Source organism: Paraliobacillus zengyii (assembly GCF_003268595.1).
Taxonomy (GTDB): Bacteria; Bacillota; Bacilli; order Bacillales; family Amphibacillaceae; genus Paraliobacillus_A; species Paraliobacillus_A zengyii.
The window spans coordinates 2,574,950-2,594,526 of the sequence record NZ_CP029797.1 but is presented as its reverse complement, the minus strand read 5'-3'; the positions used below and the strand labels follow the sequence as shown (position 1 = coordinate 2,594,526).

General features: G+C 34.7%; 13 protein-coding genes and 1 other annotated feature. Of the genes, 11 read left to right on the top strand and 2 right to left on the bottom strand.

Features of this window, described 5'->3' with window-relative positions; all coding sequences use genetic code 11:
• Positions 1 to 106 precede the first annotated feature (106 nt).
• The 5 genes from DM447_RS13200 to DM447_RS13180 all read left to right on the top strand — a co-directional run bounded on the left by DM447_RS13200 (position 107) and on the right by DM447_RS13180 (position 5,938).
• A complete protein-coding gene (locus DM447_RS13200; protein WP_232824314.1) occupies positions 107 to 2,230 on the top strand; it encodes a DNA translocase FtsK in 2,124 nt (707 codons plus the stop codon).
• A gap of 101 nt (positions 2,231 to 2,331) precedes the next feature.
• Entirely contained in the window at positions 2,332 to 3,441 is a 1,110-nt protein-coding gene (locus DM447_RS13195; RefSeq protein WP_112181665.1) for a nicotinate phosphoribosyltransferase, read from the top strand.
• A gap of 90 nt (positions 3,442 to 3,531) precedes the next feature.
• Positions 3,532 to 4,824, top strand: a complete 1,293-nt coding sequence (gene murC / locus DM447_RS13190; protein ID WP_112181664.1) for a UDP-N-acetylmuramate--L-alanine ligase — start codon at positions 3,532 to 3,534, stop codon at positions 4,822 to 4,824.
• Positions 4,825 to 5,039: 215 nt separating this feature from the next.
• Positions 5,040 to 5,447, top strand: a complete 408-nt coding sequence (locus tag DM447_RS13185) for a DUF948 domain-containing protein (protein WP_112181663.1) — start codon at positions 5,040 to 5,042, stop codon at positions 5,445 to 5,447.
• 44 nt (positions 5,448 to 5,491) lie between these two features.
• Positions 5,492 to 5,938: a YtxH domain-containing protein gene (locus DM447_RS13180; protein WP_112181662.1), complete on the top strand. Its 447-nt coding sequence runs from the start codon at positions 5,492 to 5,494 to the stop codon at positions 5,936 to 5,938.
• Positions 5,939 to 6,556: 618 nt separating this feature from the next.
• On the opposite strand, the gene DM447_RS13175 is transcribed toward DM447_RS13180, so the two are convergent.
• The gene (locus tag DM447_RS13175; protein ID WP_112181661.1) at positions 6,557 to 8,686 is read right to left on the bottom strand and encodes a cell division protein FtsA; all 2,130 of its coding nucleotides are present in this window, start codon (positions 8,684 to 8,686) and stop codon (positions 6,557 to 6,559) included.
• A gap of 170 nt (positions 8,687 to 8,856) precedes the next feature.
• Here DM447_RS13175 and DM447_RS13170 point away from each other — a divergent pair, with 170 nt between their 5' ends.
• The 5 genes from DM447_RS13170 (at position 8,857) to DM447_RS13150 (ending at position 14,783) form a co-directional block, all read left to right on the top strand.
• Complete coding sequence (locus DM447_RS13170) at positions 8,857 to 9,924, top strand: bifunctional 3-deoxy-7-phosphoheptulonate synthase/chorismate mutase (RefSeq protein ID WP_112181660.1); 1,068 nt, start codon at positions 8,857 to 8,859, stop codon at positions 9,922 to 9,924.
• A 224-nt stretch (positions 9,925 to 10,148) separates the two neighbouring features.
• Positions 10,149 to 11,150: a catabolite control protein A gene (gene ccpA / locus DM447_RS13165; protein ID WP_112181659.1), complete on the top strand. Its 1,002-nt coding sequence runs from the start codon at positions 10,149 to 10,151 to the stop codon at positions 11,148 to 11,150.
• An 84-nt stretch (positions 11,151 to 11,234) separates the two neighbouring features.
• Positions 11,235 to 12,059 (top strand): flagellar motor protein MotP, encoded by an 825-nt coding sequence (motP, locus tag DM447_RS13160; RefSeq protein WP_112181658.1) that lies wholly within the window; start codon positions 11,235 to 11,237, stop codon positions 12,057 to 12,059.
• Complete coding sequence (motS, locus tag DM447_RS13155; protein ID WP_112181657.1) at positions 12,046 to 12,846, top strand: flagellar motor protein MotS; 801 nt, start codon at positions 12,046 to 12,048, stop codon at positions 12,844 to 12,846. The genes motP and motS overlap by 14 nt, the downstream gene beginning before the upstream one ends.
• Before the next feature lie 251 nt (positions 12,847 to 13,097).
• The gene (locus tag DM447_RS13150; RefSeq protein WP_112181656.1) at positions 13,098 to 14,783 is read left to right on the top strand and encodes an IS1182 family transposase; all 1,686 of its coding nucleotides are present in this window, start codon (positions 13,098 to 13,100) and stop codon (positions 14,781 to 14,783) included.
• Here the strand turns inward: DM447_RS13150 and DM447_RS13145 are convergent.
• On the bottom strand, positions 14,780 to 17,752 hold the full coding sequence (locus DM447_RS13145) for a transglycosylase domain-containing protein (RefSeq protein ID WP_112181655.1): 2,973 nt from the start codon (positions 17,750 to 17,752) through the stop codon (positions 14,780 to 14,782). The two genes, DM447_RS13150 and DM447_RS13145, sit on opposite strands and share 4 nt — an antisense overlap.
• 133 nt (positions 17,753 to 17,885) lie before the next feature.
• Positions 17,886 to 18,093 (top strand) — a binding site (T-box leader).
• A gap of 63 nt (positions 18,094 to 18,156) precedes the next feature.
• On the opposite strand from DM447_RS13145, the gene tyrS reads away from it, so the two are divergent.
• Positions 18,157 to 19,425: a tyrosine--tRNA ligase gene (tyrS, locus tag DM447_RS13140; protein WP_112181654.1), complete on the top strand. Its 1,269-nt coding sequence runs from the start codon at positions 18,157 to 18,159 to the stop codon at positions 19,423 to 19,425.
• Positions 19,426 to 19,577 lie beyond the last annotated feature (152 nt).

Genomic DNA, 19,577 nt, shown 5'->3' with positions numbered 1-19,577 from the left:
CTCTTTTGCGTTTTTCTTTTACGTAAAGTGTTCAATTTTAATGAAAACCTGTTAAAATAAGAAATAACTAATGATATGGAAGTGTGAAAATAATATGTGGGAAGAAATGAAAAATAAAATAAAACAATTACTAGATACAGAAGAGACGATTGAACCACCTAAAACGAGACGAAATCATACAAGTAACAATCATGTAGAAACAAAGGTATCATATGAATATCCTACCAATAGAAAATTTGATTTTCCTATTATTCCAGATAAACCGAAAAAGGAATTTTCAAGAAGGCCATCTGTTTCAGAATTAGAAACTAATGTAGCAAAGTTTAAAGATAAACAACTCCCTGAGGAGAAGGTTTTTAAACGAAAATTCTCGGCTACTGAAGTTCCATCACCAATATACGGTTTTGGTAAAAGACCAGGAAAAACAATTGAAACAGATACACCAGCGTTTTTGCGTAAAGAAAAAATTCATCAACAATCTAATTTAACATTTTCAACAACGGAAGATTTACTAGATGAAACGCTATCTGATGATAAGTTGAATAAATTACATGAGGATAACCCCTATATTAAGCCACAGGTTATAGAAGAAAAAGAAGTAGCTTTTGAAAACTTCTCTCAAGTTGAACAAGTAAATGAAATAGAAGTTGACAACGTTGAGGCTGCACGGTTTGAAGAGAAACAAAAAACAGTTGAATTTAATAATAGGAAAGTAAGAGAACGTAATGCAGTACCATTTAATGTAAGAATGCGTCCAAGTGATAAAAAACGTTATCATCAAAAAAACAATCAGATACAACAGCAACAATCAAAAAAAAACGCTGCACCTCCACTTTATCTATTAAATGATCCAATTAAAAGGTCTGCAGGTAATCAACAATGGATTGAGGAGCAAGCAACATTATTAGAAACAACTTTAAAACAATTTCATGTCAACGCAAAAGTAATTAATACAATGCAAGGACCTTCTGTCACAAGGTTTGAAATTCAACCTGAAGCTGGTGTGAAGGTGAGTAAAATTAAGAATTTGAGTGATGACATTAAATTAAACATGGCTGCGAAAGATATACGAATGGAAGCACCAATTCCAGGTAAACATGCAATTGGAATTGAGATACCAAACGCAGATCCACAAGCTGTTGGCTTACAGGAAATATTTGAAGATCAATCATTTCACAACAGTTCATCTGCATTAAGTGTTGCTTTGGGGTTAGATATTGCAGGTAGTCCGGTTATAACGGATATAAAGAAAATGCCTCATGGACTGATTGCAGGTGCAACGGGATCAGGAAAAAGTGTTTGTATTAACTCTATTTTGATTAGTCTGTTGTATAAAGCAAGTCATGAAGATGTTCGTTTTCTTTTAATTGATCCTAAAATGGTGGAATTAGCACCGTATAATGGCATTCCACATTTAGTATCGCCTGTCATTACAGATGTGAAAGCCGCTACTCATGCATTAAAATGGGCAGTCGCTGAAATGGAAGAAAGGTATCAGAAATTCGCACAAGAAGGTGCACGTGATATCGATCGCTATAATGAAAAAATGAAGACGCAAAATAAGTATGATCAAAAAATGCCATACCTCGTCATCGTAATTGATGAGTTGGCTGATCTAATGATGGTTTCACCACAAGATGTTGAGGATGCCATTTGTAGAATTGCACAAAAAGCGAGGGCATGTGGAATTCACCTCTTGTTAGCGACCCAACGACCATCGGTAGATGTTATTACAGGTTTGATTAAAGCCAATATACCTACAAGAATTGCTTTTAGTGTCTCTTCACAAGTAGATTCCCGAACAATCATTGATACAAATGGTGCAGATCGTTTACTTGGTAAAGGAGATATGCTATTTGTTGAAAATGGTGCTAGAAATCCTGTGAGAATTCAAGGGGCTTTTGTTTCAGATGATGAAATTGAACGTGTGACAAGTTATGTTAAACAGTTAGCACCTCCTAATTATCTATTTGAACAAGAACAGTTGTTAAAACAAATCGATACAGAAGAAACGGAAGATGATCTTTACCCAGAAGTATTATCTTTTGTACTAGAACAAAATGGAGCAAGTGCTTCTTTGGTACAAAGACGGTTTAAGGTTGGCTATAACCGTGCTGCACGATTAATTGACACATTAGAGCATAACGGAATTATTTCCGCTCAAAAGGGAAGCAAACCACGTGATGTATTAGTTTCGGCTAATGAGATGGACACAGAACGTATTCAATAAATCCAATTAATCAAACTAAATAACTTGTGCAAGTTATCTTAATCTTATATGATAGAAAATGGTATATAAACTTATTAGAACGCAACGAGGGGTTAAGTATCATGAAAAAAGAAATTACAAGGAAACTTAATGGTGAAATAGAAAGATTAACAAACAAGACTTTTAAATTTGATGATCGAATTAAAGATGGTTGGTTTTCAGCAGTTTATTTTTTAAAAACAAAAGAAATTGCAGAAAAACTTATTCCGAATAATCAAGTAACAATGCAATTTTTTCAGAAAAGTAATGCAGTACTCTGTGGTTCTGATGAGGCAATTGCTTTAATACATACTTTTGCTGATAATCCACAAGAACTAGAGATCTTTTCATTAAAAGATGGTGATAAAATAAGTCCCTATGAAACAGTATTAACTGTTAAAGGACCATATCAATCTTTTGGATTCTTAGAAGGGATTATAGACGGTGTCTTTGCTAGGCGAACGTCTGTAGCAACAAATGTATATAATGTGGTAAAAGCGGCAAGAACCTCTGGTAAACAAAAACCAGTTATTTTTATGGGAGATCGTGATGATCACTATACACAACAAGCTGGAGATGGCTACGCCGCCTTTATTGGTGGATCTACTGCACAAGCAACACATGCGATGAATGAATGGTGGGGTAAGACAGGAATGGGTACAATGCCACATGCCATGATTCAAATGTTTGAAGGAGATATTGTCACTGCAGCTCAAGCATACAAGGAGACGTATCCAGAAGACGAATTGATGGTACTAGTGGATTACAATAATGATGTTATTACAGATTCTTTGAAAGTGGCACGTGAATTTGGTAAAGATTTAAAAGGTGTTCGTTTAGATACTTCGAATCATATGGTAGATAAATATTTTCTTAGAAATCAGCATTTAATGGGAACGTTCGATCCAAGAGGCGTTAATCCCGAATTAATTTTTGCTTTACGGCATGCTTTAGACGAAGAGGGTTATCAGCATGTTAAAATTATAGCAAGTGGTGGCTTTACAGAGGAACGTATTCGTACATTCGAAAAACAAGATGTTCCAGTTGACATGTATGGAATCGGTAGAAGTTTATTAAATGTTCACATTGGTTTTACCGGAGATAATGTTTTATTAAATGGTAACCACCAGTCAAAAGAAGGTAGAAAATATCATCCTAATCCTAGACTAGAAAAAGTAGCTTATCTTAAATAAAAATGCTACTTTTTTGGTTGTTTAGGTTAAACTACGATGTTGAGTAAATAATGAGTATATACAGATTAAGCTTTTTGGAGGTTCAAATTTATGACTATCTACCATTTTATTGGTATAAAGGGTACAGGAATGAGTGCATTGGCACAAATTCTGCACGACTCAGGTGAGTCCGTTCAAGGTTCTGATGTAGATAGTGTCTTTTTTACACAGACAGCATTAGAAAATAAAAATATTCCAATCTATTCTTTTTCAAAAGACAATATCAAAGACGGGTTAACTATTATAGCAGGTAATGCTTTTTCAGATGATCATGAGGAAATTAAAGCTGCACATGAAATGGGTTTAACATTTTATCGCTACCATGACTTTCTTAGCGAATGGTTAAAACAGTATACAAGTATCGCTGTTACAGGTGCACATGGTAAAACATCAACTACAGGATTATTAGCACATGTGCTAAAGCAAACTTATCCTATCTCCTATTTGATAGGGGATGGAACTGGTTTAGGACATGTTGATAGCAATTATTTTGTCTTTGAAGCATGTGAATATCGTCGTCACTTTTTAGCGTATGAGCCGGATTATGCCATCATGACGAATATTGATTTTGACCATCCAGATTATTTTTCTGATGTTGAGGACGTAGTTAATGCTTTTGAAGAAATGGCTAAAAACGTAAAAAAAGGGATTATAGCTTGTGGTGATGATGAATATCTTCAAGCAATACATGCTAAAGTTCCAGTTCTTTATTACGGTTTTTCTGAAAACAATGACTTTCAAGCCAAAAATGTAACAGATACATCTAATGGTATGCGTTTTGATGTATTTGTTCGAAATAATTACTATGATACGTTTTCAATTCCTATGTACGGTGATCACAACATATTAAATGCGTTAGCAGTAATTACTATTTGTCATTATGAAGGAATGAAGGCAGAAGATATTAAAAAAATGGATACTTTTTCTGGTGTGAAACGTCGGTTTACTGAGAAAAAAGTTGGGAATCAAATTTTAATTGATGACTATGCACATCATCCTAAAGAAGTAGAAGCTACTTTGGATTCAGTTCGTAAAAAATATCCGAATAAATCTGTTACAGCTATTTTTCAACCACATACATTCACACGCACAAAAATGTTCTTACATGAGTTTGCAGAAACGCTCCAAGCAGCAGATCATGTATATCTGTGTGATATATTTGGTTCAGCTCGAGAAGGAAAAGGAAACCTGACTATTGAAGATTTAAAATCGCTTATTACAAATAGTGAATTATTAAATATTGAAAACACAGAAGTATTAAAACAATATAAAGACGGTGTCTTAGTTTTCATGGGTGCTGGTGATATTCAAAAATTCCAAGATGCTTACGAAAAGAAAATTTAAATAAACAGGTATATTTAGCTTATATATCGAAATAGTAAAGAGAAGGATTTTATGCCTTCTCTTTACTATTAATTAAATAGATAGAAATTTATCACGAATAAATTTGATCTATATTGTAAAATTTAAATGATATGTTTTACAAGAATATATTTCGGGTAAATAAGTATATAAACATGGTAATAATAAATACATATAAAGGAGATGACTGGTAGCAGATGATTATTTTACTTTACATCGCAGCACTAATATTCGCAGTTGCATTTGCAGTACTTGTTGTTTATTTAGCTAAGGTACTTAAAGCAACGCAACGTACAATGTCAAATGTAGCAGATACCTTAGAAGGTTTAGAAAAACAAATGGAGGGTATAACAACAGAAACAACTGAATTATTAAATAAAACTAATAAGCTTGCAGAAGATGTCAATGATAAGTCACAACGTTTAAATACGTTAGTTGATGGAATTAAAGGTATTGGTGAGACTGTACAAGGTTTTAACCAGTCGATTCGAAATGTTTCCACTAGTATTACAAGAGTTGCTGAAGAGAATAAGGAAGAAACTGCTCAAGCAGTTAAATGGGGAACGATTGCAATGGAAATGTTCAAAAAACGAAAAAGGGAATAATGTAGTTTATATAGATAAGAAATAGAAAATAGGGAGGAATAGGAATGAGTAATCAAGAAGAACAAAATCAAGCACAGAACGAGAATATTAATAGCAAAGACTTTTTAATCGGTTCATTAATCGGAGGTATTGTAGGTGCTTCGGTCGCTTTACTATTTGCACCTAAGGCTGGTAAAGAACTGCGTGAAGAGTTAAACCAAGGAGCTAGCACTATTAAAGAACGTGCAAGCGATTGGAAAGATGTTGCATATGAAAAAGGAACAGAGTGGAAAGATTATGCAAAAGAAACATCTGCACAGGTACAAAAGAATGTTACAGAAAAATCACAAGAATTAGGCGATAAGTTTAAAGAAACAACTAAGACTATTCAAGAAAAGATCAATACCGCACAAGAAGATGCTGATGTTGTCAAAGAAACGGCAGAAGAGGCAGCTGAAGAAGTTGCAGAAGCAATTGATGAAGCAGCAAAAGACGTAAAAAAACAAGGCTAATATATAAAAAGGGTTGTAGCTGAAAAATAGCTACAACCCTTTTCTTTGTCTTTAACTAAACCAATAAATTCAAACGTAACTACCTAGTTATTATCATCAACTGCAACGTCACATTCTGGTCTTACTCGCTACATCAGGAAATGGTTTCGCTTTCCGTGGGCACGAACTCAGCATTCTATAGAAGCAAAGAACGCTTTTATAAATAATGTTCGGTTCGTGGGATTGATCATCCCATTGAAAACATTTGCTATTCCCACAGGAATCTCAACCATCCTCTGCTAGCTTTTAAGATCACTCTATAATTTAAAATACAAACAATTGATAAGCTTGTTTATTGCTAAAGTGTATGTAACTAAAATAGCAATAAACCGATTGTCTCTCTTTCATAATTGTAATTTTTAACTCATGAAAGAAATGCATACCTAGCGTTGGAAATATACGTAAACTCCTGTGGGAACAGCACGGGCTGAAGATCCACTTAGTAAAGCGTTTGTTGCTTTACTAAGTTAGCTGAAGCCGTGCCCACGGAAAGCGGAGTATATTTCCAACAAGGTATGTTATGTCGTAGTTTTTCTCTGTGACGTTTTACAAAGTAATAACGATGGTGAAAAGGCCCTGTTAGTTAATTGTAATTTCGTCGTTTGGTTCTAACGGTTCGAAAAAGGTTGTTGGTTTACCATTTTTTTTGATATCTACACTACCTTTTACTTTTGATAAATCTATAGAAATATGTCGGAATATATCTTGAAATATAAAGCCAGTTTCTTCTGTTGATCTAAGCTCTAACTTGTCCCCATGATATAAAAGATCATCTATATCCCGCTCTTTATTTTGTTGAAAAACACGTATTGTTTGCTTATTTAATAGGATAGGCTCCCCATTATATGTTATTGACATCGATTGATCTAATTCAATTGATAAAGCATGCAATACATTTCCTATAGTGGGAACTTGTCTATTCACTACCTCGATTTTATTTCCAGGTTGTAATACTGTTTTGTTTTTTGCTACTTTTCCATTGACCAGAAGTTTAGTTGAGAAATCACTTAATTCTTTTACTTCCCCATCAATATAAATTTTAAAAGTGTATAATTCAGTTAAAATGTCTTGTCTATTGTGTTTTATTAAAAAATCCTCTACAGTTTTTGATTCAATCACATTTACCTTATCATGATCTTTTAATACATAATCTAAATTGCTTTTTACTCCGTTGACTTCAATAGAAGGTTTTACATACTGTTTTCTTTCATTCAAATAAACAGTAAATGTATTTACTTCACCGACTAACTCTTCAATTGTAACGATAGGGTTTTTACCATTCTCCCCTTTTTCAACATGTAAGATATCCCCATGTTTAATAGGTTCTTCTATTGTTATAGGTTGTCCATTCAATAGAATAGAGGGGGCTTTGCCATAAGTGCCAGGTAAAGTGATACTCTGTCCATTAAAACTTATAATATAAGCCATTCCAGGACGACCATATAATTTATCAATATGGATACCAGCAGCTAGCAAACAATCACCAACAGTTAATTGTTTCATATCGAATAATCGAACGGCTCGATCATTTACTGTTACACTTATATAATGAACTGGATTTTGTTTTGCAGCAATTGCAATTCCGATCGGTGTAATGAAAGCAGGACCAGCAGGAACTTCAGCAGCAAATTTTAAATTCGGAATAGCATCTGTTCCACGAATGGCAACACGATTTACTGGCAACTGTAACTTTTCAGCCAATTTGATTGTCAAATTAGGTGTTAAACTTCCACCCCCAACTAACATAACTGCTTTAGGGGCCTTTGTATTTAACTCTAAAATTTCTTGTGCTATCGCATCTGCGAGCTTTTCAATTGCACCATCTATTGCTTGTGCAAGTTCATCAAAAAGAATCTTTTCTTCAAATCCTAAAATATCGGTAATAATGGATTCATTATTTCCCGTAATTTCTTTCTTAACACGTTCTGCTTCTTTAAAATCCAACAAATAGTGATCACTAATAGCTTCTGTTATCTCATCACCTGCACGTGGTACCATGCCATAAGCAGCAATTGTACCACTATCAGTCAAGGCAATGTCACTCGTACCAGCTCCAATGTCAACTAAAGCAACGTTAAGTCTTCGCATAGAAGTGGGAATAAGGACATTGATTGCAGCAATAGGTTCTAGTGTCAGTGCTTCCATTTCTAAATCCGCACGTTGTAATGCGGACAATAATGATTCAACAACTACTTTTGGTAAGAAGGTGGCGATAATTTCAACTTCAGCCTTACTACCTTGTTGATCAATGAGAGAGCCAATTATATCATTATCTAATTTATATTGTATAACGGAATATCCTACACAATAATAATGCGTACTCAAATTATCTGCTTCCTCCAAAGCTAAATCATGTTGGGCTTGTTGTACGGCACTGAGTTCCAAAAAGAGAATGTCTTCTTTTTCTATTAGTGGGTGCTGTTCAATATTTTTAGTAATTGTCGTTCGCTTTGTTTTAAGAGCTCTTCCAGCAGCAGCAACGCATACTTTAGTGAGCTTAATAGTATGCTTAAGTTCTAGCTTCTCTTTCACCTGATGAATTACCTTTGCTACAGCAACTACGTCATGGATTTGCCCATCTAACATCGAACGTTCCTCGTGTTCTTGCATAACATAATCAATTAGTTTGTAATGCTCATCTGTTTGTTCCAAAATTAATCCGACAACAGAACGTGTTCCAATATCTAATGCGAAAATATACTCATTCATAAAATTTAATCCTTTCTATACTACATGGTTACATATGATGAAAGATAAAGAATATACTAAATATTTAAACATAATAATGACAAGTATTAAAATATTAGCTATAATTGTGACTAATTAAAAAAACGTCTTATATCTATTATAACGTGAAATCAAAACAGGGGGTAGTCCAATTGAGTAATCAAGAACTCGATCAATTAAGACAAGAACTTGATCAAATTAATTTAGAAATATTAAAATTGATCAATAAACGCGCAGAATTAGTTCAAAAATCTGGAGAGGTAAAGGAAATACAGGGTGCAAATCATAGTTATGACCCAGTTCGTGAACGTGATATGCTTGAATTAATTAAGGTAAATAATAAAGGGCCATTTGAAAATGCTACGATAATTCATCTTTTTAAAGAAATTTTTAAAGCTGGTTTAGATTTACAAGAAGATAATCATAGCAAGGCATTACTAGTTTCTAGAAAGAAAAAACCGGAAGATACTATTATTGAAATAAACGGTGAAAAATTTGGTGATGGAAACCAACATTTCATATTCGGTCCTTGTGCAGTAGAAAGTTATGAACAAGTTGCTCAAGTTGCAGAGCAGGTTAAAAAGAAAGGTCTCAAGCTAATACGTGGTGGTGCGTTTAAACCAAGAACATCTCCTTATGATTTCCAAGGTCTAGGCTTTGAAGGATTAGAAATCTTAAAGCGTGTTGCAGATGAGTATGGTTTAGCAGTTGTGAGTGAAATTGTAAATCCAGCAGATATTGAAAAAGCTTTAGACTATATTGATGTTATACAAATCGGTGCACGTAACATGCAAAACTTTGAATTATTAAAGGCAGCAGGTGAAGTAAATAAACCCGTCTTATTAAAACGGGGAATGTCTGCCACTATTGCGGACTTTATTAATGCAGCAGAGTATATTAACTCTAGAGGGAATGGGAATATTATTCTTTGTGAGAGAGGTATCAGAACATACGAAACAGCAACTCGTAACACATTGGATATAACAGCTGTACCTATTTTAAAACAAGAAACACATTTACCTGTTATGGTTGATGTAACACATTCTACAGGAAGACGAGATCTATTAATTCCTGCTGCAAAAGCTGCGCTCGCAATAGGAGCTGATGGTGTGATGGCAGAAGTACACCCTGATCCAGCAGTTGCTTTATCGGACGCAGCACAACAAATGGACTTTGAGATGTTTGATCGATTTATGAAGGAAGTAGCAAATTATAAATAATAAACAGCCCTCTTGTTTGTAGTCTAATCAAGAGGGCAAAACTTTGTAAATAAGATATATATATTCTTTTCATAACAAAAAAACTTAAAATTTGATATAATATAACACATGCATGTGATAAATCTTTAATACATAGTGAATCATTGCGCAATAACTTATAGTAACGTATGATTAAATAAAGAGTGTCAGGCTAATTAAAAGGAATATACGGAGGTAGAATTAAGATGAATATAACAATATATGATGTAGCAAGGGAAGCAAATGTATCAATGGCAACAGTTTCACGAGTGGTTAATGGCAATCCGAATGTGAAACCCGCAACACGTAAAAAGGTGTTAAATACAATTCAAGAATTAGGGTATCGTCCAAATGCAGTGGCACGTGGTCTTGCAAGTAAAAAGACAACAACTGTTGGTGTTATTATTCCCGATATCTCAAGTATATTTTTCTCTGAATTAGCTAGAGGAATTGATGATATTGCAAATATGTATAAATATAATATTATTTTAAGTAACTCCGATCAAAACGTAGACAAAGAAATAAAACTAATTAACACTATGTTAGAAAAACAAGTAGATGGTATTGTTTTTATGGGTGGAAAAATAACGGAAGAACATGTACAACAATTTAAAACATCTCCAGTACCAGTAACATTGGCCGCTACTATCGATCCAACAGAAACGATATCTTCGGTAAATATTGATTATGAACATGCAGCTTATGAAGCAACCCAATTTTTAATTGAAAAAGGACATGCTAAACCTGCTTTTGTATCTGCTCTTGAAGAAACACCAATAAATGAATTGAAGTACAAAGGGTATGAGCGTGCTTTAGTAGAGTCAAAACAAGAAGTAGATCTATCCTTCGTCATTAAAGGTGATTACACGTACGATTCTGGAATAGAAGCGGCAGAACAACTTGTTGCATTAGAAAGTAAGCCGACAGCAATATTTGTTGCTTCGGATGAAATGGCATTAGGTGTTATACACGGTATTCAAGATAAAGGACTGAATGTCCCTGAAGATATTGAAGTATTTGGTTTTGATAATACGCGTCTTGCAACAATGGTTAGACCTACATTGTCTACTATCGTTCAACCTATGTATGATATTGGAGCTGTAGCAATGCGCTTATTAACTAAGTATATGAATAAAGAAGAAGTTCAAGAATCAAATGTTATTTTACCACACCAAATTATCGAAAGGAACTCAACAAAATCAAATTAATGCCGATATATAAAATATCAAATTGCAAATCCTTGGCATGAGGCTAAGTCATACAAGTTTGCACGTAAGTTAGGGAGAGGGCATATGAAAAAAAGAGATATTTTAACCCCAATTGGCATAACATTAGGTTTTATTATGATAATTTTTGGTATTATTTCAAGTGGTGGTACTAGTGGATTTGTTTCGTTTATACAGGTCGCTTCCATTATCATCGTATTAGGTGGTTTAGTTGCCGCTCTATTGATTAATTTCAATTTAGAGCAAATAAAGTTAACAGGTAGCGTATTAAAAGAAACATTTAACAGAAATGAGCAGAACCTTGGTGATCTAATTCAATTATTTGAACGGTTATCAGAAAGAGCAAGACGCGAAGGTTTATTAGCGCTAGAGAATGAGTTAGAGAGTGTAGAAGATCCTTTTATTAAAAAAGGTGTATTATTAGCAATAGATGGTATTGAGCCAGAAGTAATTAATGATATTATGAATGCTGAGATTACAGCAATGGAAGATCGGCATTTAAAGGGTCGTATTATTCTAGAAAAGGCTGGAGAGTATGCCCCGGCATGGGGAATGATTGGAACATTAATTGGTTTAGTATTAATGCTGAATAACCTAACCGATCCAACCACACTCGGTCCAAATATGGCTGTAGCGTTATTAACAACGTTTTATGGATCTGTTTTGGCAAATCTAGTATTCATACCCATGGCAGGAAAACTAGAAATAAAAACAGATGAAGAAATATTCATGAAACAAATTGTTATAGAAGGAGTCATCGGTGTTCAATCTGGCCAGAATCCAAGAATTCTAAAAGAGAAATTAAGTGCTTTCCTATCTGAAAATATGAAGAAAAAACAAGAAGAAGGAATAGATGAGGGTGCGGAGGATGTAGCAAATGAAGCGTCGTAAAAAACGGATAGATAAAGGCTCTCCGAAGTGGATGGTAACTTACGCCGATTTAGTAACGCTCATTTTAGTGTTTTTCATATTACTTTTCTCTATGTCACAAATTGATCTAGTCAAATTCGAAGCTGTGGCAGAATCTTTCCGTAACCGTATGATTTTTGATACCTTTCCTTCTACGTTAGAAATGGACAATCCAACGGAAAATGCTGAACCGCAAGTAGAAGATGAGGGAGCAGAAGAAACGAATAATAATCTATCTGAATCAGAAACGGAAGTAATTGATTCAAATGAGCAAACCAATAGTGAAATGTTAGAAGATAATCAAGATACACTGGATGAATTGTTAGCAGAGATTCAAGCCTTTTTAAACGAGAATGATTTACAAAATACGATTACAGCAAATCGAACTGATCAAGGTGTTGTTTTAATTTTACAAGAAAGAGTTTTATTTGATTCAGCTGAAGCTGAAATTAAAGCTTCAGGCGAACCATTTCTAGATAAAGTAGGCTTACTACTTGAAAATATACCTAATAATGTAAGAGTAGAAGGTCACACAGATAATCGTCCTATATCTACTTTGCAATATCCTTCAAATTGGGAACTATCGGGTGCGCGAGCCAGTAGTGTTATACGTAAGATTATTGATTCGAGTGATTTAGATGAGGGTAGATTCATGGCAGTTGGTTATGGAGATACAAAACCAATAGTCGAGAATAACTCTGAAGAAAATTGGAGTAGAAACCGACGTGTTGAAATGGTTATTTTAGAATTAAATCAGGATTTTGAGTAGTTTGCGTGCATCGCGAATGCTTAGATCGATATTAAATTTAGTAATGGCTCCATCTAAATGAGATGGAGCTATTTTTATGTGAAGAAACAAAAAGAGGCTGGGACAAAACTCAGATAAACAATAAAAAGTTGCATCTTCCAACGGTAGTTGGAAGATGCAACTTTTTTATAAAATCGAAAATTTTAGTAAGTAAAAAAGGATACCTTCTGATAAAATTAAAGTACCACACAATAACAATCGGAGGTATCCTTATGTTTAAAGATTATAACATGAATCAAGTAATTCTGCCGTTAGATTTTGAAATGAAATTACAAAAAAATGATATTGCCTATACGATCCATGACTTAGTAGAACAAATACCTGATAAAGCATTTTCTGTTTTCTTACATGAAACAGGTTGTCCTGCTTATCATCCACGCATGATGATGAAGGTTATTTTATGTGCTTACACGCAATCTGTTTTCTCTGGAAGAAAAATTGAATCATTACTGAAAGATAGTGTACGCATGATGTGGTTAGCGCAAGGTTATGAGCCAAGCTATCGAACGATTAATCGTTTTCGAGTCAATGAAGAAGTACAAGAACTGTTACGCCAATGTTTTGTACAATTTCGATGCCAACTGGTGAAAGAAGAGCTGATTGACCAGGAAGCGATCTTTATTGATGGCACCAAAATAGAAGCAAATGCCAATAAATTTACGTTTGTTTGGCGAAAAGCGATTGAAAAATACAGTGCGAATTTGGTGGAGAAATCAAATCAACTGTACGATGAATTATTGGCAAACGAAATTATTCCAGAAATAGAACGCGAAAGTACGGAAGAACTATCCACTAAAGAACTCGAAAAAGTAGTTGAGAAACTAGAGAAGACCGTTGAAGGATACGACAAACAGATCGAAGAAAGTAAAGATGTCAGCAAACGGAAGCAGCTTCGCTCTGCAAGGAAAACACCAAAAAAATACCGCAAACAGTTTAAAGATTACGTAGCACGCAAACAAAAATACGAAAAGGATAGGCTTATATTTGAAGCGCGCAATAGTTATTCAAAGACAGACCATGATGCCACCTTTATGCGCATGAAAGACGATTATATGAAGAATGGCCAATTAAAAGCAGGTTACAATGTACAAATTGCGACCGAAGGACAATATACACTCGCATATGACGTATTTCCCAATCCAACTGATGTACGCACATTCACTCCTTTTCTAGATAAAATCGAGGAAAGCTTCTTTGAACTTCCCACATATATCGTAGCTGATGCAGGGTATGGAAGTGAACAGAATTATGAAGATGTCCGCATTAATCGGGAGCGCATCCCGCTGATTACATACAATATGTATCGAAAAGAGAAGACAAAGAAATATAAGCAAGACCCTTTTAACACAATGAACTGGGCGTATGATGAAGCGAGTGATTCTTTCCGTTGTCCAAATGATAAAAAAGTGGCTTTCCAGTATCTATCTAATCGAACAGGTAAAGATAACTTCACCCGATCCTTTAAAGTCTATGAATGTGAAGACTGTTCGGATTGTCCGTTGCGTTCCCACTGTACAAAAGCAAAGGAAGGAAATAATCGAAAAATTTATTATAATGAAAAATGGGAACAACAAAAAGCATACACAAAACAGCAGCTTTCAGAAAAAGAAACCGGTAAAATCTATGGCAAACGAAAAATAGATGTAGAACCAGTCTTCGGATTTTTGAAGGCTAATTTGCGTTTCACTCGTATGTCAGTAAGAGGCAAGAAGAAAGTGGAAAATGAATTAGGATTTGCATTCATGGCGGTGAACTTGAGAAAGTACACGGCTAAGCATGCGCATGGTGCAACAAATCCTGAAAATAATCCAACAAAAAAAGATTCCGACCATCTTCCTAAGATGATCGGAATCTTTTTCGTTATTTTGGCTAGTTATGTCCCAGCCTCTTTTTGTTAATCCTCATTGTTGTTACTATCAGCCTCGTTGCTGCTATCTTGAGTAGATTCTTCATTATTTTCGGAATTACCCTGATCAGATTCTTCTTCTTCGTTATTTTCCTCTTGCTCTTGCTCACTATTCTCATTTTCTGCTTCATTATCTTCTGAAGTATCTTCTTCTGGTTCATTATCGTTTTCTGGCTCAGGCTCAGGTTCAGGTTCACTGAAATCGCCAACCTCTAGCTCATTGGAAGCTTTGGATTCTTGACCAAAGTAATCAACAGCTTTAACTTGATAAACAGCTTCTGAATTTCCGACGTTTAAATTAGTGTCAGTTGTACTACCAATTAGCCTGAAATTACTGTCTGGATCATTGGCACGATAAATGCGATAACCAACAACATCATTACTGGACGATTTGTTCCAAGTTAATGCACTTCCTGATTTAGAGACAGAACTTGGTGCGTTTGGTGCTTTACCATCATTCTCTATTTCATCTGTACTAGGAACTTCAACATCCGAACCAAGCGCACTATTATTGGGTAATAATGTCCCAGTAATATTACTTAAGTTATCATAACCATTATCTTTAAGCCAATCGGGATTAAAGGCGACCCCATTTTCATTTGTAAATTCCTCTGGCGTATTTTCCCCAGCAATAACTGCCTCTTCATTCACGATCACATAACGTCCACCAATTAGACTATTATCTTTTTCAGTCGGAACAAATTTCGAATTGTATATATCTGATCCTACTAACCCTAAATCACTACATATACTAGTAGGTAAAAGTCCAGATGTTTTACAATAAGAACTTGATACAATACCGTCTGGTCGTTCAAAGCTAGAACTTGGAGCCATTAGGTCTGGATCAATTTCGGTGGCAAGATTAACGAGTTGTGCCCAGAAAACTTGATTGCGACCACTATAGCCATCTGTTAAAGATTGATTATAATCATAGCCCATCCAAGTTCCAACCGTAACATTTGGATTGGTTGCGACAAACCAGGTATCTTTAAATTCATCACCTGTTCCTGTTTTACCTGCCCAATCTACCCCTTGATTAGTTAGATTTGATCTTGCTGTAGTCGCAGTACCCTGTGTCACGACATCTCGCATCATATCGATCATAAGATAATTTGTTTGTTCGCTAAATACTTTTACTGACTCACTTTCATGTTGATAGGCTACTTCACCTTCGCCTGACTCAATCTTTTCAATAATAAATGCATCAGTAAAGTTGCCGTTGTTTCCAAATGTCGCATATGCATTTACATTTTCCTCCACACTAGCTTCTGTTGTACCAATTGCTAGTGAATTGTATGTTGCTTCTGGAACATTACTAAAGCCCATTTTTTTGTAATACTTCTCGATAGGATTCACACCTATATCTAATATATCTAGAAATACTCTTGTTGCAGGAACATTGTATGACTGTGTTAACGCTTGTCTTGCAGTAACGAGTCCGTGATAACCTTTTGAATAGTTTCCTGGGAATTCTTCATCTGTTGGTAAGTCAACATCTGCAATGATTGATCCAGGTTGAACCGTTCCTTCTTCCATTCCTGGTGCGTAATCTATTAATGGCTTCGCAGTACTACCAATGGATCTTGGTACATCAGTGGCATAGTTTTTATTTGATATATCAAAATCTCTTCCGCCAACAAAGCTAATAATTTTACCGGTAGCATTATCGATTAATATACCACCAACTTGAACAGGTTGAACAAGTGGTTCTTCTTCTCCAGTTTCTTCATTTGTAGTCATGATTGCTTTTTTAGTATTTTGATTTATCGCCGTTTTTTCTGGTCCATAGTTATTGAAATTTGCTGCAAGATCTTGATGTGCATCATAAATTTCTTTATTAATTGTGGTTTGGATTTTATAACCACCTTGACTTAATTCTCTTTCTGCCTTAATTTGATAATCCTCTTGCAATGTTTCATCTTGTAAATCTTCTTCTGTATAGCCATCTGCTTCTGCTAATTGTGTTCGTAATATTTCTGTAGCTCTATCCCGAATTAAATTTGTTAAATAAGGATACTCAGAAAAACTTGTAGGTGTTGGCTCCGCTAAGTTAGCGACAATATCATATTCTAGCGCTTCGTTATATTCTGCCTCACTTATATATTCTTCCTCAAGCATTCTTGTAAGAACAGTTTTCATTCGATCCATACCTGCCTGCAGACTCTCTTCATCTTTTATCTGACCATTATTAGTAAATGGCGTATAAGTAATTGGACTTTGAGGAAGTCCAGCTATAAATGCAGCTTGTGCAATATTTAAATCTATTGCATCTACATTAAAGATGCCTTCTGCTGCTGTTTGAATACCAGCAATATTACGACCGTTTGCATTTCTACCAAAAGGTACAATATTTAAATATGCTTCTAAAATTTCGTCCTTCTCTAAAAATCCTTCAACGCGCATCGCTAGTAATATCTCTTTAGCTTTACGTTCAAATGACACTTCATTTGTTAATATTTGATTTTTAATGATCTGTTGTGTTAAAGTACTTCCACCAGTTTTTGTTGCTGAATTAGTTACTTCTTGAAATAGTGCACGCAATATTGCTTTTGGAACGACGCCATTATGTGTTTCAAAGTATCCATCCTCAGTTGCAATAATAGCATTGCTTACATTTTCTGAGACTTGATCTAGGGTAACTTCTTCTCGATATAAATCAGAACTAATTTCACCCATATAAACTTCATCTGCAAAATAAACTTCTGAAGTTTCTGAGTAGTTATAAATGTCTTCTTTCATATCTGCCTCTGCTCTTACAGGCTCGTCTTTTACTAAAGATGCAAAATATCCTGCTCCAAGCCCCCCTGCAAAAAAGAAGCCAACAACTCCTATAATAATGAAGAAAAGTGTGATATTCCAGACTATATCATAACCAATACGTGATATACGCTGAAACTCTCCTTTCTTCCACCAACTGCTAATGGATGTATATATTTTATGAAAAATGCGTTTAAAATCCATAATAAGCCCTCCTAAAATTCCAATCTATATTATAGCATAAATGTTTAATTAAGAATTAATATGTCCAAAAGTTTAACGCTTTCTCTTGCAATTGTAATAAATCTGTGATATTAATGTAACACAATGATAAATAATTAACGCTATGAAAGAATGCAGTAGTAAGATAATTCCCTGTTACAGAGAGCTGACGTTTGGTGTAAGTCAGTACACAATTACCTTATGAATTACGTTCCGGAGTTTCTTCTTTAATAGAAGACGGTGCTACCATGCATCGTTATGAAATGAAGTGGCAACTAACTGTTGCAACGAGGGTGGTACCGCGAGCATATCTCGCCCCTTCTTAGGGATAAGATATGCTCGTTTTTGTTTGCAATTATTTACTAATAAGAAGTGGAGTGAGGGTTATGGATATTTTAAAAGATTTGAAAGAACGTGGATTGGTTCAACAAATTACAGATGATCAAGGCTTAGAAAAGCAGTTAAAGGAAAATGTCATTACATTGTACTGTGGATTTGATCCAACTGCTGATAGTTTGCATATTGGACATTTAGTTCCAGCGCTAATGTTAAAAAGATTCCAACAAGCAGGCCATAGACCGATTGCATTAATCGGCGGTGGTACAGGTATGATTGGTGATCCAAGTGGTCGGTCAACAGAACGTCAATTAAATGATGAAAAAACGGTTCAACATTTTAGTGATCAAATCAAACGACAGTTAGCAACTATTTTAGATTTCGGTAATGATGAAAATGGTGCGGTAGCACGTAATAATGCAGAATGGCTTGGCAATATGACGTTAATTGAATTTTTAAGAGATACAGGCAAACATTTCAGTATTAATTACATGCTTGCGAAAGATTCCGTTCAATCACGTTTAGAAAATGGTATCTCATTTACTGAATTCACCTATATGATTCTTCAATCATTTGACTTTTTAAACCTTTATGAGAAAGAGAATTGCACCTTGCAAATTGGAGGAAGCGACCAATGGGGAAATATTACTGCTGGAATGGAATTGATTCGAAGGTCTAGAACCGAACAAGATGAAACAAAAGTATTTGGTTTGACTGTACCGTTAATCACAAAAGCAGACGGTACAAAGTTCGGTAAAACAGCTGGTGGTGCTATCTGGTTAGATCCAGAAAAAACTTCTCCATATGAGTTCTACCAATTCTGGATTAATACAGATGATCGTGATGTTATCAAGTTTTTAAAATACTTTACATTCTTAGAGATTACTGAAGTGGAAGAATTGGAAAGGGAATTAGAAGCAGCTCCAGAAAAACGAGTGCCGCATATTCGACTAGCAGAAGAAATGACAACATTAGTGCATGGAAAAGAAGCATTAGCTCAGGCACAAAAAATTTCCGCCGCGTTATTTAGTGGTGATATTAAAGCATTAAATGGTAAAGAAATTGAACAAGGTTTTAAAGATGTACCGACAGTTGATTTAGTTAAAGAAGAAAAAGCATTAATTGATGTCTTAGTTGAAGCAAACATTTCACCATCTAAACGTCAAGCGCGCGAAGATATTCAAAATGGTGCTGTATACATTAATGGCGATCGTCAGCAAGAGTTAACTTATAATCTAGATGAAAATGACCGTATTGATGATACGTTTACTATTATTCGTAGAGGTAAGAAGAAATACTTTTTAATACGATTTAAATAATTATCAAAACCACTGTTCTTACTAGAATAGTGGTTTTTTGAATATATTTGTGGAAAAAAATAAGTCAATACTTTGTTTATTGTATAGAATTACTTCATGTTATAATAGAATCAATGATAGATAAGCATTATAGATAAAGTAGGGTATAGATA